This window comes from Flavobacterium sp. AC105, assembly GCF_979258495.1.
The window spans coordinates 3423053-3443391 of the sequence record NZ_OZ409860.1 but is presented as its reverse complement, the minus strand read 5'-3'; the positions used below and the strand labels follow the sequence as shown (position 1 = coordinate 3443391).

Genomic DNA, 20339 nt, shown 5'->3' with positions numbered 1-20339 from the left:
GATAATGAAAGTTTAGGTATGTTAAAAATGTAAGATTTTTAGCGACTTGCTTTTGCGGATATAATTTTGAATAATGTTCTTAACATCCCGGTTATTCTGCATTGGAATCAGAATGTTTTTTAGAATTTCAATATTCGTTATCTGGTAATTAAGATCATAATAGGCGTATCCTTTGTATTGACCATTTTCAATTAATATTGCGCTTCGTTCGTTTACGTTTCGGCCTCTGTCAAGCAAAATCATGCTTTTATTGTCAAAACTATTATCTGAAATAAATTGCTGTACTCTGGCATTGTATATTTCTGCGGTAATTTCGCCAACACAAGCTCCGTCACATTCTTTTATTTTATATTGAAAACACTCTTTTTTGGTTTGATATAAACCTGTTAACTTTTGACACAATTGGTATTGAGCAGAGAATTTGAAAAGCATATTTTTACCTTCCTGTAAAGAAACAAAAGAGGTTATTTCTTTTTTACGGCCATCTGCTTTTTGAAGTTTTAAGTTCAAATATCCATTTGAATCTTTTTCTGCATATAAGGCAAACGGAAAAAAAGTTTTTTTCTGTGAGCGATTATGTCTTGGTCTGTTTACTTTTATTTCTTCACTTTCTTTAAGCAATGCTATTAGTTCGCTTCCGGTTTCATCATACGTTATGGTGTAAACTTCCGCCTGAATTTTTTTGCTTTTAGTTGTAATTCCGGTAAAATGCTGATTAACTCTTTTTTTAATATTTTGGCTTTTGCCGATATAAATTAGGGTTCCTCCTTCATTATAAATATAATAAACACCGGTTTTTGTAGGCATTTGCGACAAAAGATCTAAAAATTTTGGAGCGATTCCTTTTTCGATTTCCAGCTTTATAAAATCTTTTACGATTGTTTTTTCCAGATCTTTTTCCAAAAGCATTTTGAAAAGTTTGGTTGTCGCCATTGCATCTCCGCTGGCGCGATGCCTGTCTGCCATTGGGATTCCGAGTGCGCGAACCAGTTTTCCTAAACTATAAGAGGGTTGCTCCGGAATTAGTTTTTTTGCTAATTCAACTGTACAAAGTGTTCTTGCTTCAAAATCGTATCCTAAACGTCTGAATTCGGTACGTAAAATTCTATAATCAAAAGAGGCGTTATGGGCAACTATAATACAATCTGAAGTGATTTCGATTATGCGTTTAGCGACTTCAAAAAATTTAGGCGCAGAACGCAACATAGCATTATTTATTCCCGTTAATTTAACCACAAAGGGCTGAATCGGAATTTCAGGATTGACAAGGCTAATGAATTGGTCAACTACTTCGTGGCCATCAAATTTATAAATGGCGATTTCGGTAATTCCTTCTTCATTAAACTGGCCTCCAGTGGTTTCTATGTCTAGTATTGCGTACAAATAAGTATTCAGTATTCGGTTTTAAGTATTCAGTTTTTGTAGAGGCGCACTGCATTGCGTCTTACGGTATGTGGTTTTGAAAATCAACGACCTCCAAAAATGCTGCTTCCAATACGCACCATTGTGCTGCCGCATTCTATGGCTAGCTGGTAATCTCCGGACATTCCCATTGAAATAGTATTCAGAGCGCAGTTTTCAGTCTTCAATGTTTTGATTGAATCAAAAATAGATTTTAAATGTGTAAATTCTTTCTTAATTTGGTTTTGGTTTTCTGTGAAGGTTGCCATTCCCATTAATCCTAAGATACGAATGTTTTTCATTTCTTTGAACTCTGAAGACGATAATAATTCATTTAATTCGTTTTCATCCAAACCAAATTTAGTTTCTTCTTCGGCAATATACATTTGAAGCAGACAATCTATAACTCTATTGTTTTTTAATGCTTGTTTGTTGATTTCCTGTAATAATTTTAAACTATCAACACCATGAATTAAGCTCACAAATGGTGCCATAAATTTGACTTTATTCGTTTGAACGTGACCAATCATGTGCCATTGAATATCTTTTGGCATTTGCTCGTACTTATCAGCCATTTCCTGAATTTTATTTTCTCCAAAAATGCGTTGACCAGATTCGTAGGCTTGCATTAAGTCTGAAACAGGTTTAGTTTTTGAAACTGCAACTAATGTTACGTTTTCAGGTAAACTTGTTTTGATTGTATTTAAATTCGATTGTATCGACATGGTATTTTCTTTTTATGAAAGAATAAACTGCTTAGAGATTTTCTCTGCTTTTTTACTTTCACTATAATCATAAAAACCTTCACCAGATTTTACGCCCAATTTCCCTGCTCTAACCATATTTACCAATAATGGACAAGGAGCGTATTTAGGATTTTTGAAACCTTCGTACATTACATTAAGAATCGCAAGACAAACGTCAAGGCCAATAAAATCAGCTAATTGAAGCGGTCCCATTGGGTGTCCCATTCCTAATTTCATTACGGTATCTATTTCGTAAACACCTGCAACTTTATTATATAACGTTTCGATTGCCTCATTTAGCATAGGCATTAAAATTCTGTTTGCCACAAAACCAGGATAATCGTTTACTTCGACTGGAGTTTTTCCTAGTTTTTCAGATAAATCCATGATGATTTTAGTAACTTCATCACTAGTATTATAGCCGCGAATGATTTCGACCAATTTCATAATTGGCACCGGATTCATAAAGTGCATTCCGATAACACGCTCAGGATGTGCTACAACAGCTCCGATTTGCGTAATAGAAATTGAAGAAGTATTGGTTGCTAAAATGGTATTATGTGAACAAGCTTCATTTAATTGTTTAAAAATATTCAGTTTTAGTTCTACATTTTCTGTAGCAGCTTCTACAACTAAATCAACACCAACAACTCCGTCCTTAATATCGGTATACGTAATAATGTTGGTGATCGTTTTGGCAACATCTTCCTGAGTGATTGTTCCTTTAGATAACATTCTGTCTAAGTTTGCAGCAATAGTTGCCATTCCTTTATCTAATGATTTCTCAGAAACATCAATAAGTTTTACGGTAAAACCACTTTGTGCAAAAGTATGAGCAATTCCGTTACCCATTGTTCCTGCACCAATTACAGCTATAGTTTTCATTTAATTTTGATATTTTAATTTTAAAAGTTAAGGTTTAAAGAGGCTTTTGTGCCAACTTTAAACCTTAAAAATAATGAGTTATATTTTGTATTATTTATCGAAACAATCTATAATTTGATAGGCAACGCGCAAAGCATCTGTCGCTTGTTCAAGAGTCACAACTGGTGTAGTATCAGTGCTTATAGCATTTGCAAACGATTCTAATTCGTCCAGAATGGCATTGTTTTGTTCGACGTCAGGATTGGTGAAATAGATTTGTTTTTTTACACCTTCGGCATTTTGCAGAATCATATCAAAATCTCCCGGAACTTCGGGCGCATCTTTCATACGAACTACTTCACATTTCTTTTCCAGAAAATCAACAGAAATGTAAGCATCTTTTTGAAAAAAACGTGTTTTACGCATGTTTTTCATCGAAATTCTACTGGCAGTTAAATTGGCAACACAGCCATTTTCGAATTCAATTCGGGCGTTTGCGATATCAGGAGTGTCACTAATTACAGAAACACCGCTTGCATGAATATCTTTTACTTTTGAATGTACAACACTTAAAATAGCATCGATATCATGAATCATTAAATCTAAAACTACCGGAACGTCAGTACCACGCGGATTAAACTCGGCCAAACGATGTGTTTCGATGAACATTGGATTTTCGATCATGTTTTTTGTAGCAATAAACGCTGGATTAAAGCGCTCAACATGACCAACCTGACCTTTTACGTTGTATTCTTTGGCCAAAGCAATAATTTCTTCAGCTTCCTGAACAGTATTTGCAATTGGTTTTTCTATAAAGATATGTTTTCCTGATTTGATTGCTACTTTAGCACATTTATAATGTGAAAGTGTTGGCGTTACAATATCAATTACATCCACAGCGTGGATTAATTTTGCAATAGTACTGAAGTTTTTATAACCGAATTCTTTTGAAATTCTTTCGGCGTTTTCTTGATTTTCGTCGTAAAATCCAACTAATTCGTATTTGTCAGATTGTTGTAATAAGCGTAAATGTATTTTACCAAGATGACCAGCACCTAAAACTCCTACTTTTAACATGAGAATGTATTTTAAACAAAAATATAATTTATTTGTTGAAAGTAAAAGTGAATGCAATAAAGATTTAGCGATTTAATAATTAAAAATCAATATTTGATTTACTATTTTGTTTCTTATTTTTGCCAAAATAAAACCTACCCATTTTGAAAGACACTGCCAAACATCAAGGACTTCGCAATCAATTAGTAAGCACTTTAGAACAAAAAGGAATTACTGACAGAGCGGTCTTGGATGCGATAAAAAAAATCCCAAGACATCTTTTTTTAAATTCAAGTTTTGAAGATTATGCTTATCAAGATAAGGCTTTTCCTATAGGAGCGGGACAAACTATTTCGCAGCCTTATACTGTAGCTTTTCAATCGCAGTTGTTAGAAGTGAAAAAAGAACACAAAATTCTGGAAATTGGAACCGGTTCTGGCTACCAAACTGCCGTTTTATGTATGTTGGGCGCTAAAGTTTATAGCGTAGAAAGGCAAAATGAGCTTTTTAAACAAACGTCAAATTTATTTCCAAAATTAAATATTCGTCCTAAACATCTGTCTTTTGGTGATGGATATAAGGGATTACCAAGTTACGCACCTTTTGATAGCATTATTGTTACGGCTGGAGCTCCGTTTATTCCGCAGCCTTTAATGGCGCAATTAAAAATAGGAGGAAGGCTGGTAATTCCGTTAGGCGAAGATGTTCAGATTATGACTTTATTGATTCGAAAAAATGAGACACAATTTGAAAAACATGAGTTTGGAGAATTTCGATTTGTTCCTTTATTAGAAGATAAAAATTAATTTTAAACACGAATTTTGCTAATTATCACTAATTCAATCTTTTGTGGAAACTAATTTCACAAGAATAAACCATTAGGATTTGTGCAAATTAGTAAAATTCGTGTTTGTATTCTATTGTGCAATAATACTAATATATCGTTCTAAACTTTCTTTCTCAATTTGAGCTATAAAAAGTAAAAAATCTTCTTTGTTATTTTTGGTTTGAGCATTTTCAAGAGATTGATAATATTGCATTCGGTTTTCATAATCTCCTTTTATATTGGCTATTAGATATCCTTTTTGCATTAAGATCAAATTCATAATCAAACGTGAAGTTCTTCCGTTTCCGTCAATAAAAGGGTGAATTGTAACTAATCTTTCGTGCATTTCAGCCGCCAGAACAATAGGATGCAATTTGTTTTTATTAATTTCATACCAAATAAAATAATCTTCCATTTCTTTGGCAACCATAAAAGGCTGCGGTGGCATGTGTGTACTTCCTTTAATCATCACCTGAACTTTTCTATATCGACCGGCATCTTCAGGAATTATTCCTCTTAGAATTAAATTGTGAATTGATAATAGATCACGTTCATTTATAGAATTATTTTTCTGCATCAAATCCTTTATAAAACCAATAGCTTCCTGATGGTTTATGGCTTCGAGATGTTCTCTCATGCTTTTTCCTGAAATAGTCAAACCTTCATTTATAACCAAATCTGTCTCCCGAAGTGTAAGTGTATTTCCCTCAATTCGATTACTTTCAAAAGTATATTCCAATTCAAGAGCTTGTGCTACTTTATAGCTGTCAAATTGCCTGTAGCTATCTAGTTTTTGTTTTAGAAGATCAATTTCTACAAGAATTTTTTCTAAGGTAGTTGATATTTTAAGGTTAGAAACGGTTCTATTGTATTTGATTTCCTGCTCGGCAACCATAAGCGCTTTTAATGCAAACTCATCATCACCAATTTCATAAAGAATTTTTTCTTTTAACCATGCAATCATTAAGGTTTCGTAATCAATTTCCAGCAATTGAGCTAATTTTGAAATTTGATCTTTAGTAGGTTTTCGTGAACCACTTTCGAATTTACTTATTAAAGCTTGGTCAATGCCAAGAAGCTGTGCTACTTCACGAGTTTTTAGCCCTTTTTGTTCTCTTGCATTTTTAAGAAGTGATTTCATTTTTTACTTTTTTTGTCTTGACAAATTTAGTCATAATTTGTTGATAAAAAAAAAGCAATATTATTAATATTGCTTTGTGTAATTTTATTTTGGAGGTAAAGATCCATCCTTTCTCATCTCTTTTACAACTGCTTGCATAATGGCATCAACAGTTTGACCCAAATCAGTTACATAGTCAGACTTCGTTGTTCCTGTCCAGATTAATTTATTTTCTTTTAATGAAAATATGTTCGTTTCAACCATATAAGAAGTTGTTTCCTGATAGTAGCCCGGATCATAAAAGTTAGGAGAATACATTCCGTACCAGTTCCCAAAACCATATCCGTACATTCCAGTATACAAACCATCAAATCCACCGTAATACATACCTGTATAAGTTCCGGGAACATAATTTGTCTCTTTTTCGGTACTTACCAAACGCATTGTAACGACACCATCAAAATTCTCGTCTTGCAATATTTTTAATTTTTGCTCCTGAGTAAGCTGTTTCGTTGTTTCGTTTAAGTATTGATAAGAAGTTTTGAAAATTGGACTACTGGCGGCAATTCTATTTTCAGTTACTCTTCTTGAAGCTTCGTCCTTAACTAATGCAACAACTAAAACTTTTTTGAAATTTTCCTGAGCAACAGTTATTTTTGGATCTCTCCAACTATTAACGATAGAAGTATTACTGCCACAACCAGAAAGTGCAAAAACGGCGATAAAAAAAAATAAATACTTTTTCATATTTTTATGGTTATATTGTTTCCATAAAAATAATGATAAAATATTAATAAACACTTCTTTAAAAAATAAAGTTTAAGATATTTCTTAGTTAAATGCTTTCTTAATTCTATCTAAATCACGTTTGGTATCCTGCTCTTTTAGAGATTCACGTTTGTCGTAATTTTTCTTTCCTTTACAAAGACCAATTTGCAGTTTTGCCAATCCTTTTTCGTTTGTAAATAATTTTAGCGGAACAATAGTTAATCCTTTTGCCTGAACACTTTTGTGAAGACTTTTTAGTTCCTTTTTATTTAAAAGTAATTTTCTTTCGCTTCTTGATTTATGGTTAAACTGGTTTCCGAATGTATATTCTTCAACGTAAGTATTAATAGCGAAAAGTTCAAGGTTGCTAAACTCACAAAAACTTTCGGTAATATTAGCTTTTCCTAATCGTATCGATTTAATTTCAGTACCGGATAAAACAATTCCGGCAGTATAAGTGTCGATTATCTCATAATCAAATCGAGCTCTTTTATTAAGTATATTGACTGTTTTTAACATAAGTACAAATGTAAACAAAATTGGAAAACTTTGATATAACTAAAGATAATTAAAGATTGAATTGAATTAGATTTCAATTTACTAATTTTGTAAAAAAGAAAGACCGCACTTTTAAGTACGGTCTTTTTAATATTATTCTAAATATAAAAGATGCAAAATCAATCTAAAGATCCTTTACACGGAATGACGTTAAAATTAATACTAGAAAAATTAGTTGACTATTATGGTTTTGATACTTTAGGAGAATTAATTCCGATAAAGTGTTTTATGTCAAATCCCAGCATAAAATCAAGTTTAACTTTTCTAAGAAAAACCGATTGGGCACGTAAAAAAGTAGAAGATTTATATGTAAAATCCTTGCCTAAGTTTCGTTAATCTACAATTTATAAGAAATCATAACTCCGCCACGATACGGAAGCCATTCGCCGCTTTTGTTCCAGTTTTTAGCAGCATCATATCTTCCAGGTGTTCCATCATTATAATAGCCATGATAAAAACCTTGGTGCCAGCCGCCACCAGCAAAAAAATCAAGTACAAATCTATCGTTTAGTTTAAGATTATATCCTACTGTAACTCCCAAACGATATCCATAACCATGTTCATATTGGGTAGTATCAAAATAATTCCATTTTTGGATTTTATAAATATCAGGACCTGCATTTCCTCCTACATAAAAGCCATTATATTTTTCTTTAAAATGATAACGCAGTTCTGCAGTAAAAGTGTAAAATTCCATAGGACTGTGACCATTAAAGGACTTCCAGAATGACGCCATTGCGTCTAAATTTACAGTAGTTTTTTCTCCAATACTGGTTTCAATACCAATATTTGGAATGGCAAGAAGAGCTGTGGCTGCGTTAAATTTTATGAAAGTTTGACTTTGTGATTGTATTGAAAAGAAAAGAACAATAATAATGAATACTTTTTTCATGAGGTATTTTTAATAGGAGAATAAGATAGGATTATTTATTTCGAGTACAAATATAACGCAATCAGGATAAAAAGTATTGTGAAAAACTTTGCTTTTAACAAAGATTCTTTCCTGTTAGAAAATAAAAAGTTACTTTTCTAGTAACGAGTAAATTACCTTATCTAAAAATTTACCTTCGTAAAATTCCGCTTCTTTTAAATGTGCTTCTTTAATAAAACCGCATTTTTGCAATACTTTTTCAGAAGCAAAATTCTCAGGGTCAATCACAGCTTCAATAGAATGTAATTTTAAATCATCAAAACCATATTGAACTAATCGGTTAACGGTTTCCGGAATAAATCCTTTTCCATGAAATTCTGGTAACAGCATATACCCAATTTCGGCACGATGATTTTCAGGTTGCATTCTGTAATATCCAATGATTCCAAGCAATTTTGGATTACCTTTTAAAGTAATTCCCCAATTTATCCCGACGTTTGTTACAATTTTTTCTTCAATCATAGCAATATGTTCCAATGCATCTTCAGTTGTTTTTACTAAAGGTCTCGGAATATATTTCATGGTTTCAGGATTCGAACGCAATTCGAAAATTTCATTCACATCATCGTTTGTTATTCTTCTTAAAAGTAAACGTTCAGTTTCTATAATGGGGAATGGAGTAAAGTTGAATTCTAGCATTTTTTTAAATTATAATATTTGTATACTGAATTTTGAATTAAACGCCTGATTGGCATCTAAAACTAAAACCCCTTCTTTTTCAAATAAATCTCCTGAGTTTTCAGCCGTGTCTGAATATCCAAACCAAGGTTCAATGCAAATAAATGGTGCCTGATCTTTTGTCCAGATTCCTAAACTTGGAAAATCTTCAAAATCAACTTTTACATACGGTTTTGAATTTTCTAGAATGGTCAACGAATTTGATTCCAGTGTTTTAAAAATCAAAGCATCATTTTCAAATAATTGATATTTTAAAGGAACTAAATTATCAGAAGTTTCAAGAATTGCAGTTTTATCGGAGATCAAATCATTTTCCAAAAGATAATATTTTAAATTTTCTTCTTTTTCAAATTCAAAAGCATAACATTCAAAATTATCAGGCAAAGCGATTGCCGGATGCGCTCCAATGGAGAAAGGCATTTTGGTTTCGCCTTTATTAATTACTTTATAACCAATAGTTAGCGCAGTATCTTCAAGAGTATAAATTAACTGTAATTCAAATTTAAAAGGATATTTTTTTAATGTTTCTTCATCAGATTGTAATGAGAAAACAGCACTATTTTCAGTTTTTTCAATCAGTTGAAATTCCATGTCGCGGGCAAAACCATGTCTGGATAATTGATATTCTTTTCCGCTAATTGTATACCTGTTGTTTTTTAAAGTACCAACAATTGGAAAAAGTATAGGAGAATGTTTTCCCCAGAAATCAGGATTTCCTTCCCAGATGTATTCTTTATTTTGATTGTCTTTGAATGAAAATAATTCTGCTCCAAAATGATTTATAGATGCACTTATTGTTGAATTTGAGATAGTTGTCTTCAAAGTATGAGAGTTGAAATGAATTAATTATATATTGATGTAAATATATTTTATAAATTTTATTTTTTTAGGAAAATAGCTTAAATTATTTTTTTGATAAATTTTTGCTAAAATTAAATTTATGTTTTAATTTTTCTCTGCAAATAGCTTTTTTTTTCATTAATTTGCTACATAAATAGCTAAAAAATATGAAAAAGCATTCCTTTAAAGCCTTACTAACCATGGCTTTGTTTGTTGGGATTTCTTCTGTTTGGGCGCAACAAACACCAGCCGCAACAGCAGTAAATCCAGTTAATAATTATAATTACCATGATGCGTTTGCACCAAATTTTTACACTAAAAATGGTACGCCAACCCGTTCTGCAAGTGGCCAGCCAGGAGTTGAGTACTGGCAAAATAGGGCAGATTATCAATTGACTGTAAAATTAAACGGAACAACAAATGAACTTGTTGGTACAGACGAAATTACGTATACGAACAATAGTCCGGATAAAATGTCATTTGTTTGGTTGTATTTAGATCAAAATTTATTCAAAGAAGATTCAAGAGGAAATGCGGTTGTGCCTTTAACAGGAAGTCGTAACGGAGCTCAGGGTCAGGTTTTTGACGGAGGAAATAAAATAAAATCAGTGAAAGTTATTTCTATCGGAAAGAAAAAAACTGAAATTGAGGCAAAATATGTAATTACAGACACCAGAATGCAAATTTTTCTTCCTGAAGAATTAGCTTCAAAAGGTGCAGCTGTAAAAATCAAAATCGAATTTTCATTCATAGCTCCTTTTGAAGGATCTGACAGAATGGGAGTTTTGCAGACTAAAAACGGTAAAATCTTTACAATCGCACAATGGTACCCGCGTATGTGTGTGTACGATGATGTAAGAGGCTGGAATACTGCTCCTTATTTAGGTGCATCTGAGTTTTATTTGGAATACGGAGATTTTGATGTAAAAATTACAACTCCTGCAAATCATTATGTTGTAGGTTCCGGAGAATTATTAAATGGATCAGAAGTATTGCCTGCTGATCAATTTAAGCGTTATAAAGATGCGTCTTTGAGCGATAAAACAGTTATGATCCGTTCTGCTGACGAAGTTGCTGCAACTGCAAATACAAATGCTGCCGGAGAAAAAACATGGCATTATCAACTAAAAAATGCTCGTGATTTTTCTTGGGCATCGTCTCCGGCTTTTATTTTAGATGGAGCAAAAATAAACTTGCCAAGCGGTAAAAAAGCATTGGCATTATCAGCTTATCCGGTAGAAAGTGCAGGAAATGACGCTTACGGCCGTTCTACAGAATATGTAAAAGCTGCAATCGAAAATTATTCTAAAAGATGGTTTGAATATTCTTATCCGGTTGCGACAAACGTAGCAGCAAATGAAGGCGGAATGGAATATCCGGGAATTGTTTTTTGCGGATGGGAATCTAAAGGAAAAGATTTATGGGGAGTTACAGATCATGAATTTGGGCACAACTGGTTTCCTATGATTGTAGGTTCAAACGAACGATTATTTGCATGGATGGATGAAGGTTTTAATACTTTTATAAACTCAATAAGTACTGCAGAATTTAATAAAGGCGAGTATAATGATGAAGCAACAGATTTACACAAAACAGCAGAGTCATTCACAAGACCTGATTTAGAAACCATAATGAGTTCTCCGGACAATATGAAGGAAGCTAATATTGGTATGTTGTGTTATTTTAAACCAAGTTCAGGTTTGGTAATTTTAAGAGAACAAATTTTAGGAAAAGAACGTTTTGATACTGCTTTCCGTACTTACGTAGAACGTTGGGCTTACAAACATCCACAGCCGGATGACTTTTTCAGATCTATGGAAAATGTTGCAGGTGAGGATTTAAGCTGGTTTTGGAGAAGCTGGTACGTAAACAACTGGCGTTTTGACCAAGGTATAAAATCAATTAAATATGTAAAAAACGATCCATCAAAGGGAGTTGTAATTACAGTTGAAAATTTTGATAAAATGCCAATGCCAATTGTTGCAGAAGTTAAAACAAAAAGCGGTAAAGTTTCAAGAATAAACGTTCCTGTAGAAGTATGGCAGCGTAATAATGTATGGTCTTTCAAACATAATTCTACTGAAGAAATTGAAAGCATAACTTTAGATCCTGATCATGTTTTTCCAGATCATAACGAAAGTAATAATGTTTGGACAGCAGGAAAAGGGCAAGTAGAAAAAGATATTATTTTAGATGGTTATTTAGGATCATATTCAACTGCAAGAGCTCCATTAAAAATTGATTTTACCGAAAAGAATAGTACATTAAATGTTGAAATTACAAACTTTCCTAAATTTACGGTAACTCCTGTAGAAAACGAAAAAGATGCTTTTCAATCTACAAGTGCCGGATTAAAATTTAAATTTAACGATGCAAAAACAGGATTTGATATGATAATTTTAGGTAACGGACAATCTATTCCGTTTACAAAAAATTAAAAATTATGATTCTAAAATATTTAAAACCCGATAGTTATTTGGTAACTATCGGGTTTTTTGGTTTGTTTCAGGTCTAATGTTTCAGGTTTCAAGTTTCAAGTTCCAAGTTTCAGGTTTGCATGACCAATGTCAAATTCTAATTTTAAAAAAAAACTCAGAACCTCAGAATCTCAAAAAATAACATTACATTAAAAAAATGTTAGAATTTTAATTTTTTGTTTTGTAAATAAAAAAATAGTGTACTTTTGCACCGATGAATAAAATAAGTTTAAATATAACTTCTTTGTCACGGACAAACTCACCTGTAACTTCTCCCGAAGTACGGATGCTATCTCTATAGTATTCACAGAGTTTTTCGCCGCGTATTTATTTATATTCATTTTTCATTTTGAAATCACACCATTTGTCCATTGGACAAACATATCCTAAAAGTATATATTATTTTTTGAATTTTCTTAATCAAGTTTTTGATTTTGAGAATGTTACTTCTATTTTGTCTATTTTTATTGGATTGATTTTTGGATTTCAAACTAAACAATACGTTTTAATTTTTAACTCTAACTTCAACTATTGAAATGAAAATCTCTATTGTTGTAACTCAGGAAGAACACTTCAAATTCGCACAGGAAATTTGCGATACAATAGAATCATCTGCCTTGTTAAGAGGTACAGGGATTGCTAAAAGAACTCCTGAATACATTCAGAAAAAAATGTCGAACGGTGATGCGATGATTGCTTTGGCAGATGGAAAATTTGCAGGTTTTTGTTATATCGAAAGTTGGCAGCACGGAAAATTCGTGGCACATTCAGGATTAATTGTACATCCGGATTATAGAAGTTTAGGTTTGGCCAAAAAAATCAAATCAAAAGTCTTTGATTATTCCTTAAAAAGATATCCAGACGCTAAGATATTTGGTATTACAACCGGTTTGGCTGTAATGAAAATCAACTCTGAGTTAGGGTACAAACCAGTGCCTTTCTCTGAACTTACAACAGATCCAAGTTTTTGGTCTGGCTGTAAAACCTGTACCAATTATGAAATTCTAAAAAGCAAAGAAAACAAAATGTGTCTTTGTACAGGAATGTTGTACGACCCTAAAGAAAAACAAAAAGATCCGCCAAAACACCCTTTTAACGAAGCTGTTTTGAACAGATTAAGAAAAATAAAACAAGCTTTATTTTTAAATAAACTATTGTCGTTTATTTTTTTACCCTAAGAATAATTACAAAAAAGAAATCTCAAACTTGCTAAATACGAAAGTATTAGCCTAAATTATAAAAAAATGAAAAAAGTTGTATTAGCTTATAGTGGAGGATTAGATACCTCGTATTGTTTGAAATATTTAAAAAATGAAAAAGGATACGAAGTTCACACCGTACTTGTAGATACAGGAGGATTTGATGCAGAAGAATTAACAGCAATTGAAAAAAGAGCTTATGAATTAGGAAGCGCGCAACACGCCAACCTAACAATCATAGATAAATATTACGATAAAGCGATAAAATATTTGATTTTCGGAAATGTATTAAAAAACAATACTTATCCATTATCAGTAAGTGCAGAGCGTGTTTTTCAGGCAATTGAAGCTATAAAATATGCTAAAAAAGTAGGAGCAAGCGCGATCGCACATGGAAGTACAGGTGCAGGAAATGATCAAATTCGTTTCGATTTGATTTTCCAGACCATAGCTCCGGAAATTGAAATTATTACACCAATTAGAGATTTAAAATTGTCAAGACAAGAAGAAGTGGATTATTTAGCTAAAAACGGCGTTCATTATTCTTGGGAAAAAGCGCAATATTCGATCAATAAAGGACTTTGGGGAACAAGCGTTGGAGGAAAAGAAACCTTAACCTCAAGCCAGCCATTGCCAAGTGAAGCTTATCCTTCGCAATTGCAAAAAGAAGGCGAAGAGAAAGTGACTTTACATTTTGAACAAGGAGAATTAGTTGCCTTAAACGGTAAAAAAGATGCTCCTGAAAACAATATTGTAAAACTTGAAAAACTGGCAAATGCATACGCAATTGGTAGAGATATTCACGTAGGAGATACCATTATCGGGATTAAGGGAAGAGTTGGTTTTGAGGCTGCTGCGCCATTAATTATCATCAAAGCGCACCATTTATTAGAGAAACATACACTTGGTAAATGGCAGCAATACTGGAAAGAACAATTAGGAAACTGGTACGGAATGTTGTTTCATGAAGGTCAGTTTTTAGATCCTGTAATGCGTAACATTGAAACATTTTTGCAGGACACACAAAAAACAGTAAATGGAACTGTAACTGTTTCGTTAAAACCATACCATTTTTCGCTTGACGGAATCGAATCTAAAAATGATTTGATGAACACTGGTTTTGGTCAATACGGAGAAATGAACAATGCCTGGACGTCTGACGATGCAAAAGGATTTATTAAGATTTTAGGAAATGCGCAAAACATATTTTCATCTGTAAACCATTTAGATCATGATTAATATCGGAATAATTGGTGGTTCGGGCTATACGGCCGGGGAGCTTATCAGAATATTAATGTATCATCCTAATGTAAACATCGATTTTGTTTACAGCACAACAAATTCGGGTAAACCGCTTTCTGTGGCGCACCACGATTTGATGGGAGATATTGAAATGAATTTTACTGATAAAATAAATCCGGATGTAAATGTTGTTTTCTTGTGTTTAGGTCACGGAAAGTCGATTTCATTTTTACAGGAAAATCAATTTGCAAGTCATACAAAAATCATCGATTTAGGAAATGATTTCAGATTGAATAAAGACGCTCATTTTGAAGGAAAAGATTTTATTTACGGTTTACCCGAATTGAATAAAGCAGACATCAAAAAAGCAAATTACATTGCAAATCCAGGCTGTTTTGCTACGGCGATTCAATTGGCTTTGTTGCCTTTAGCAAAACATGATTTGTTGAATAATGACGTTCATATTAATGCAACAACCGGAAGTACCGGCGCAGGAGTCGGACTTTCAGAAACATCGCATTTCAGTTGGAGAAACAACAATATGTCGCATTATAAAGCATTTGAACACCAGCATTTAGGAGAAATTTCAGAAAGTCTGGTTCAGTTGCAGGATGATTTTGAAAGTGAATTGCTTTTTATTCCAAACAGGGGCGATTTTCCAAGAGGGATTTTTGCAACCTTATATACAATTTCAGACGAAAGTCTGGAACAAACTGTTGCTAAATACGAAGAATTCTATAAAAATGAACCGTTTGTGACTGTTACAACGACAAATATCAATATGAAACAAGTCGTGCAAACCAACAAATGTATCATTAGTTTAATGAAAAAAGGAAACCGGATTTTGATTACCTCAATCATTGACAATTTAACCAAAGGTGCTTCAGGACAAGCGATTCAAAACATGAATTTGATGTTCGGATTAGAAGAAACCACAGGTTTACATTTGAAACCAAGCGGATTTTAGGAAAAATTTGTTTCAGGTTTAAAGTTTCAAGTTTGTACGTTCTGTACGTAACTTGAAATAAGAATACTGAAACTTAAATCAGTTTCAAGTTCAAAGTTCCAAGTTTCACGTTCTGTGCCAACTTGAAACTTGAAACCTGAAACAAAACAAACAAAAAAACATGAATTTATTCAACGTATACCCACTTTACGATATAACACCTGTAAAAGCAGTAGATTGCACGATTACAGACAATAACGGAGTAGAATATTTAGACTTATATAGCGGACATGGCGTAATTTCGATTGGCCACACGCAACCGGATTATGTAGCCAAACTGAAAAATCAACTGGATCATTTAGGATTTTATTCAAATGCAATTCAGAATCCTTTGCAGGTAGAATTGGCACAGAAATTAGGCAAACTTTCAGGATTAGAAAATTATGAATTGTTTTTATGCAGTTCAGGAGCCGAAGCAAACGAAAATGCTTTAAAATTAGCTTCTTTCCATAACGGAAAATCAAGAGTTATAGCTTTTCATAATTCTTTCCACGGAAGAACTTCTGCAGCCGTTGCTGTTACCGATAATAAAAAAATTGTTGCGCCAATAAATGCACAGCAAGTCGTTACTTTTTTACCCCTAAACCAAATTGAATTAGTGGAAGCTGAATTGGCAAAAGGAGATGTTTCGGCCGTAATTATCGAAGGAATTCAGGGAGTTGGAGGTTTAGACCAGGGAACAACAGAATTTTTTCAGGCTTTAGAAAAAGCATGTAAAAAACATGATGTGGTTTTAATTTTAGACGAAGTACAATCAGGATATGGAAGAAGCGGAAAATTCTTCGCTTTCCAACATCACGGAATCAACGCTGATATTATTTCAGTTGCAAAAGGAATGGGGAATGGATTTCCGGTTGGAGCCATTTTAATTTCACCAAAATTTGAAGCAAGTTTTGGATTATTAGGCACAACTTTCGGCGGAAGCCATTTATCTTGTGCAGCAGGAATCGCGGTTCTTGATGTAATAGAAAAGCTAAATTTAATTGATAACGTAAACGAAGTTTCGGCTTATTTTTCAGAACAAATAAAACAAGTTCCGGGAATCAAACAAGTAAAAGGAAAAGGTTTAATGCTTGGTGTTGAATTTGATTTTGACGTTTCTGCTTTAAGAAAAAAACTAATCATCGAAAAACACATTTTTACAGGAAGTGCCAACAACAAAAATCTGTTAAGAATTTTACCGCCACTTACAGTAAAAAAATCAGACATAGATACTTTTATAGTAGCTTTAAAAGAAAGTTTAGAAGAACTTCAAAATTAAATATATTCATCCTAACAGGTTTTAAAACCTGTTAGGCATATTATAAGTTTCAATTAGACGAAACAACCAAAAAACAACCAACCAACTAGAAATTATGAATCCATTATCAATCGAAAAACGCAATCTCGTTTTGCATGCTATGGCAAAGCTGGTCGAGCAGGAGCGGAGTCAAATAATTCTAACCAACCAGGAAGATTTATTGGCTTACGACGGTTCAGATTTAGCGATGGAAGAACGCCTGAAAGTAGATGATAAAAAAGTCGATGAGATGATTTTATCTTTAAATCAATTGGCTTCGCAGGAAGATCCTGTTGGAGTAGAGCGTTTTCATTTTGTTCATGATAATGGAATCAAAGTAGTCAATAAAACCGCAGCATTCGGAACCATATTAATTATTTACGAATCACGTCCCGACGTTACAATAGAAGCTGGTGGAATTGCCTTTAAATCCGGAAATAAGATTTTATTAAAAGGAGGAAAAGAATCATTAAAATCAAATTTAAAAATTGTTGATTTATGGCATCAGGCTCTTGAAGAAAACGGAGTATCGAAAGATTGGGTAGATTATTTGAATTTTAATCGTGCTGAAACGCAGGCTTTCTTAGAAAAACCAACTCAAAAAGTCGATTTAATTGTGCCAAGAGGTGGAGAAAAATTAATTGAGTTTGTCAAGCAACACGCGACTTGTCCCGTAATTGTAAGCGGTCGCGGAAATAATTTCGTTTACGTTCATGAAAATGCAGATACAGATTTGGCTTTAAAAATAATTTTGAATGCTAAAACCTCTAAAATTTCGGCTTGCAATGCTTTGGATAAAGTTTTAATCGACTCGAGATTACCTAATTTTGAAGGTTTTGTCGCCATGTTAATTGAAGCTTTAATTGAAAATAAAGTAGAAGTAATCGTTGATCAATCATTAGAAAATTTCGAAAATACAGAAACACTTCAAAACGAAGATATTTGGTATGAAGAGTTTCTTGATTATAAAATCGTCATCGGAACAATTGATTCTGAAGAACATGCAATTGAAAAAATCAATAAATATTGCGGCGGACATTCGGCAGCAATAATTACAAAAGAGGATAATATTGCAAAAAAATTCATGGAATCAGTTGACGCCGCTGCAGTTTATCACAACGCCTCAACCCGTTTTACAGACGGCGGACAGTTTGGCCTTGGCGGAGAATTAGCCATAAGCACCGATAAATTACACCAACGCGGACCAATTGGTTTACAGCATCTTGTAACAAATAAATGGTACGTTTACGGAGAAGGACAAATAAGATAATGAGACTTCTTAGATTGTTAGACATCTTAGAATTTTAGATTATTAAATTTGGAATTTAATTAAGAACAAAGCTTTGCGAACTTTGCGTTTGTAAACACATAGGAATATAAAAACCTTAGCGCCTTTGCGGTAAAAAGAAACTTAGTGCCTTCGTGCCTTTGTGGCAAAACCAAAACAAAAATGAGCAAAAAACGGATTTTATTAAAAATAGGAAGTAATACTTTAACCAAAGAAACCAATCATATTTCACGGGGAAAGATTGAAGATATTGGTATGCAGATCGCCGCTTTAAACAAAGATTACGAATTTGTAATCGTGAGTTCAGGAGCGATCGCAGCCGCTAAACAATTTGTAAAACTAGAAAGCAAAGGCAAAGAAATTGCGTTAAAACAAGCCTTAGCTTCAATTGGACAACCCCATTTAATGCGGATTTTCCATGAAAATTTCAGTGATTTAGGATTATTGACATCACAATGTTTATTGTCTTATTCAGATTTTGAAAAAGAACAATCGAAAGTAAATATTGTCAATACGATAAATGTTTTGGTCGAGAACAATTATATTCCGATTATTAATGAAAACGACACCGTTGCCACAGATGAGATTCGGTTTGGAGATAATGATAAATTAGCAGCATTAACGGCGGTTCTTTTAAATGTTGATATTCTGATTATTGCGACTAATACAAACGGAATTTACACGAAAGATTCTATTCACGATGAAAATCCTGAAACGATAAAATTGGTAAACGATCTAAAAGTATTAGAAAAAGAAATCGGAGATTCAAAATCATCGCACGGAACAGGCGGAATGCAATCCAAAATCGAAGCAGCCGGAATCGCAAAAGCCGCCAACATAGAAACCTGGATCGTCAACGGGTTAAATGATAATTTTATTTTAAAAGCATTAGAAGGAGAAATTCCTTTTACTAAGATTATTTAATAGTTTATATATACAGCCACGAATTCACGAATTTTATTTCGATAAAAATTAAATTTTAATTCGTGAATTCGTGGCAGAAAAAACAAAGAAACAATGAATTATATTTCAATACAAGATATCGACTCATTATCAAAATGGGTAAAAAGCGCATTAAAAATAAAGAAGAACCCGCTTAAAAATCAAGACTTAGGGAAAAATAAAACTCTGGGAATGTTATTCTTTAACCCGAGTTTAAGAACGCGTTTGAGTACTCAAAAAGCAGCTATAAACTTAGGAATGAACGTTATGGTGATGAATTTTACCAACGAAGGCTGGACATTAGAATTCGAAGACGGAGCAGTTATGGATTCCGGTGCTTCAGAACATATTAAGGAAGCAGCCGAAGTAGTATCTCAATATTGTGATATCATCGCGATTCGTGCATTTGCAGGTTTGGTAGACAAAGAAAAAGATTATGCTGAAACGGTAATTTCAGGATTCTTGAAACACGCAACGGTTCCAATAGTGAATATGGAAAGCGCCGTTCGTCATCCAATGCAATCCTTGGCAGACGCTATTACGATGGAAGAATACAAAACAAAGCACAAACCAAAAGTAGTACTTTCGTGGGCGCCGCACCCAAAAGCTTTGCCTCAGGCAGTTGCAAATTCATTTGTAGAAATGATGCAAATGCAAAAAGACATGGATTTTGTAATCACGCATCCTGAAGGTTACGAATTGAGCCCGGAAATTACAAAAGACTGCAAAATTGAATACGATCAAAACAAAGCGTTCGAAAATGCCGATTTTGTTTACGTAAAAAACTGGAGTAACTTCAACGACTACGGAAAAGTGACCAATATAGATTCAAACTGGACCGTTACAGCCGAAAAAATGGCATTAACCAACAACGGAAAATTTATGCATTGTCTTCCGGTTCGTCGTAACGTAATTGTAACCGATGAAGTTATTGACAGCGAAAATTCAATCGTAATTCAGCAAGCCAATAACAGAACGTATTCGGCACAATTAGTTTTACAAAAGATTTTGAAGAAAATGTAGTTAAAAGCTACTAAGTTTCTAAGATACTAAGCTGCTACGTATTTTTAGAATTTTAGAATAAATCTTAGCAGCTTAGAATCTTAGCACCTCAGAAA

20 protein-coding genes are annotated in these 20339 nt (G+C 33.2%); 10 read left to right on the top strand and 10 right to left on the bottom strand.

Annotated features, from left to right (window positions below; translation table 11 throughout):
- Positions 1 to 21: 21 nt before the first annotated feature.
- The 4 genes from ACZ0AH_RS14070 to ACZ0AH_RS14055 all read right to left on the bottom strand — a co-directional run bounded on the left by ACZ0AH_RS14070 (position 22) and on the right by ACZ0AH_RS14055 (position 4088).
- Entirely contained in the window at positions 22 to 1395 is a 1374-nt protein-coding gene (locus ACZ0AH_RS14070) for an exonuclease domain-containing protein (protein ID WP_463478113.1), read from the bottom strand.
- A gap of 71 nt (positions 1396 to 1466) precedes the next feature.
- On the bottom strand, positions 1467 to 2126 hold the full coding sequence (locus ACZ0AH_RS14065) for a YggS family pyridoxal phosphate-dependent enzyme (RefSeq protein WP_463476427.1): 660 nt from the start codon (positions 2124 to 2126) through the stop codon (positions 1467 to 1469).
- A gap of 12 nt (positions 2127 to 2138) precedes the next feature.
- Positions 2139 to 3032: a 3-hydroxyacyl-CoA dehydrogenase family protein gene (locus tag ACZ0AH_RS14060; RefSeq protein ID WP_173973183.1), complete on the bottom strand. Its 894-nt coding sequence runs from the start codon at positions 3030 to 3032 to the stop codon at positions 2139 to 2141.
- 90 nt (positions 3033 to 3122) lie between these two features.
- A complete protein-coding gene (locus tag ACZ0AH_RS14055; RefSeq protein WP_463476426.1) occupies positions 3123 to 4088 on the bottom strand; it encodes a Gfo/Idh/MocA family protein in 966 nt (321 codons plus the stop codon).
- A 143-nt stretch (positions 4089 to 4231) separates the two neighbouring features.
- Here ACZ0AH_RS14055 and ACZ0AH_RS14050 point away from each other — a divergent pair, with 143 nt between their 5' ends.
- A complete protein-coding gene (locus ACZ0AH_RS14050; protein ID WP_059117331.1) occupies positions 4232 to 4873 on the top strand; it encodes a protein-L-isoaspartate(D-aspartate) O-methyltransferase in 642 nt (213 codons plus the stop codon).
- A gap of 111 nt (positions 4874 to 4984) precedes the next feature.
- Here the strand turns inward: ACZ0AH_RS14050 and ACZ0AH_RS14045 are convergent, their stop codons facing one another.
- From ACZ0AH_RS14045 to smpB, 3 genes are all read right to left on the bottom strand, one after another.
- A complete protein-coding gene (locus ACZ0AH_RS14045; RefSeq protein ID WP_463476425.1) occupies positions 4985 to 6034 on the bottom strand; it encodes a Fic family protein in 1050 nt (349 codons plus the stop codon).
- An 84-nt stretch (positions 6035 to 6118) separates the two neighbouring features.
- Entirely contained in the window at positions 6119 to 6760 is a 642-nt protein-coding gene (locus ACZ0AH_RS14040; RefSeq protein WP_463476424.1) for a putative periplasmic lipoprotein, read from the bottom strand.
- An 84-nt stretch (positions 6761 to 6844) separates the two neighbouring features.
- The gene (gene smpB / locus ACZ0AH_RS14035; RefSeq protein ID WP_463476423.1) at positions 6845 to 7300 is read right to left on the bottom strand and encodes an SsrA-binding protein SmpB; all 456 of its coding nucleotides are present in this window, start codon (positions 7298 to 7300) and stop codon (positions 6845 to 6847) included.
- Between the two features lie 150 nt (positions 7301 to 7450).
- On the opposite strand from smpB, the gene ACZ0AH_RS14030 reads away from it, so the two are divergent.
- On the top strand, positions 7451 to 7675 hold the full coding sequence (locus ACZ0AH_RS14030; protein ID WP_463476422.1) for a VF530 family protein: 225 nt from the start codon (positions 7451 to 7453) through the stop codon (positions 7673 to 7675).
- A 1-nt stretch (position 7676) separates the two neighbouring features.
- Here ACZ0AH_RS14030 and ACZ0AH_RS14025 read toward each other — a convergent pair whose 3' ends face one another.
- From ACZ0AH_RS14025 to ACZ0AH_RS14015, 3 genes are all read right to left on the bottom strand, one after another.
- Positions 7677 to 8231 (bottom strand): DUF3575 domain-containing protein, encoded by a 555-nt coding sequence (locus ACZ0AH_RS14025; protein WP_463476421.1) that lies wholly within the window; start codon positions 8229 to 8231, stop codon positions 7677 to 7679.
- Positions 8232 to 8360: 129 nt separating this feature from the next.
- A complete protein-coding gene (locus ACZ0AH_RS14020; RefSeq protein ID WP_463476420.1) occupies positions 8361 to 8909 on the bottom strand; it encodes a GNAT family N-acetyltransferase in 549 nt (182 codons plus the stop codon).
- A 9-nt stretch (positions 8910 to 8918) separates the two neighbouring features.
- Positions 8919 to 9770, bottom strand: a complete 852-nt coding sequence (locus ACZ0AH_RS14015) for an aldose 1-epimerase family protein (protein ID WP_463476419.1) — start codon at positions 9768 to 9770, stop codon at positions 8919 to 8921.
- Between the two features lie 185 nt (positions 9771 to 9955).
- On the opposite strand from ACZ0AH_RS14015, the gene ACZ0AH_RS14010 reads away from it, so the two are divergent.
- The 8 genes from ACZ0AH_RS14010 to ACZ0AH_RS13975 all read left to right on the top strand — a co-directional run bounded on the left by ACZ0AH_RS14010 (position 9956) and on the right by ACZ0AH_RS13975 (position 20244).
- A complete protein-coding gene (locus ACZ0AH_RS14010) occupies positions 9956 to 12226 on the top strand; it encodes a M1 family metallopeptidase (protein ID WP_463476418.1) in 2271 nt (756 codons plus the stop codon).
- A 575-nt stretch (positions 12227 to 12801) separates the two neighbouring features.
- The gene (locus ACZ0AH_RS14005) at positions 12802 to 13443 is read left to right on the top strand and encodes a GNAT family N-acetyltransferase (protein WP_463476417.1); all 642 of its coding nucleotides are present in this window, start codon (positions 12802 to 12804) and stop codon (positions 13441 to 13443) included.
- Positions 13444 to 13509: 66 nt separating this feature from the next.
- The gene (locus tag ACZ0AH_RS14000) at positions 13510 to 14703 is read left to right on the top strand and encodes an argininosuccinate synthase (protein WP_463476416.1); all 1194 of its coding nucleotides are present in this window, start codon (positions 13510 to 13512) and stop codon (positions 14701 to 14703) included.
- On the top strand, positions 14696 to 15673 hold the full coding sequence (gene argC, locus ACZ0AH_RS13995; RefSeq protein ID WP_463476415.1) for an N-acetyl-gamma-glutamyl-phosphate reductase: 978 nt from the start codon (positions 14696 to 14698) through the stop codon (positions 15671 to 15673). The genes ACZ0AH_RS14000 and argC overlap by 8 nt, the downstream gene beginning before the upstream one ends.
- 160 nt (positions 15674 to 15833) lie before the next feature.
- Positions 15834 to 16973, top strand: coding sequence for an aspartate aminotransferase family protein (locus ACZ0AH_RS13990; RefSeq protein WP_463476414.1), 1140 nt, complete (start codon positions 15834 to 15836; stop codon positions 16971 to 16973).
- Positions 16974 to 17067: 94 nt separating this feature from the next.
- Positions 17068 to 18261, top strand: a complete 1194-nt coding sequence (locus ACZ0AH_RS13985) for a glutamate-5-semialdehyde dehydrogenase (RefSeq protein ID WP_463476413.1) — start codon at positions 17068 to 17070, stop codon at positions 18259 to 18261.
- Between the two features lie 180 nt (positions 18262 to 18441).
- Positions 18442 to 19203, top strand: a complete 762-nt coding sequence (proB, locus tag ACZ0AH_RS13980; protein ID WP_463476412.1) for a glutamate 5-kinase — start codon at positions 18442 to 18444, stop codon at positions 19201 to 19203.
- Positions 19204 to 19296: 93 nt separating this feature from the next.
- Entirely contained in the window at positions 19297 to 20244 is a 948-nt protein-coding gene (locus tag ACZ0AH_RS13975; RefSeq protein WP_463476411.1) for an N-acetylornithine carbamoyltransferase, read from the top strand.
- Positions 20245 to 20339 lie beyond the last annotated feature (95 nt).

Excerpts from the sequence above, each read along its gene's own strand:
- ACZ0AH_RS14065 (WP_463476427.1), bottom strand. The coding sequence starts at position 2,126 with ATGTCGATACAATCGAATTTAAATACAATCAAAACAAGTTTACCTGAA.
- ACZ0AH_RS14060 (WP_173973183.1), bottom strand. The coding sequence starts at position 3,032 with ATGAAAACTATAGCTGTAATTGGTGCAGGAACAATGGGTAACGGAATT.
- ACZ0AH_RS14055 (WP_463476426.1), bottom strand. The coding sequence starts at position 4,088 with ATGTTAAAAGTAGGAGTTTTAGGTGCTGGTCATCTTGGTAAAATACAT.
- ACZ0AH_RS14045 (WP_463476425.1), bottom strand. The coding sequence starts at position 6,034 with ATGAAATCACTTCTTAAAAATGCAAGAGAACAAAAAGGGCTAAAAACT.
- ACZ0AH_RS14040 (WP_463476424.1), bottom strand. The coding sequence starts at position 6,760 with ATGAAAAAGTATTTATTTTTTTTTATCGCCGTTTTTGCACTTTCTGGT.
- smpB (WP_463476423.1), bottom strand. The coding sequence starts at position 7,300 with ATGTTAAAAACAGTCAATATACTTAATAAAAGAGCTCGATTTGATTAT.
- ACZ0AH_RS14030 (WP_463476422.1), top strand. The coding sequence starts at position 7,451 with ATGCAAAATCAATCTAAAGATCCTTTACACGGAATGACGTTAAAATTA.
- ACZ0AH_RS14025 (WP_463476421.1), bottom strand. The coding sequence starts at position 8,231 with ATGAAAAAAGTATTCATTATTATTGTTCTTTTCTTTTCAATACAATCA.
- ACZ0AH_RS14020 (WP_463476420.1), bottom strand. The coding sequence starts at position 8,909 with ATGCTAGAATTCAACTTTACTCCATTCCCCATTATAGAAACTGAACGT.
- ACZ0AH_RS14010 (WP_463476418.1), top strand. The coding sequence starts at position 9,956 with ATGAAAAAGCATTCCTTTAAAGCCTTACTAACCATGGCTTTGTTTGTT.
- ACZ0AH_RS14005 (WP_463476417.1), top strand. The coding sequence starts at position 12,802 with ATGAAAATCTCTATTGTTGTAACTCAGGAAGAACACTTCAAATTCGCA.
- ACZ0AH_RS14000 (WP_463476416.1), top strand. The coding sequence starts at position 13,510 with ATGAAAAAAGTTGTATTAGCTTATAGTGGAGGATTAGATACCTCGTAT.
- argC (WP_463476415.1), top strand. The coding sequence starts at position 14,696 with ATGATTAATATCGGAATAATTGGTGGTTCGGGCTATACGGCCGGGGAG.
- ACZ0AH_RS13990 (WP_463476414.1), top strand. The coding sequence starts at position 15,834 with ATGAATTTATTCAACGTATACCCACTTTACGATATAACACCTGTAAAA.
- ACZ0AH_RS13985 (WP_463476413.1), top strand. The coding sequence starts at position 17,068 with ATGAATCCATTATCAATCGAAAAACGCAATCTCGTTTTGCATGCTATG.
- proB (WP_463476412.1), top strand. The coding sequence starts at position 18,442 with ATGAGCAAAAAACGGATTTTATTAAAAATAGGAAGTAATACTTTAACC.
- ACZ0AH_RS13975 (WP_463476411.1), top strand. The coding sequence starts at position 19,297 with ATGAATTATATTTCAATACAAGATATCGACTCATTATCAAAATGGGTA.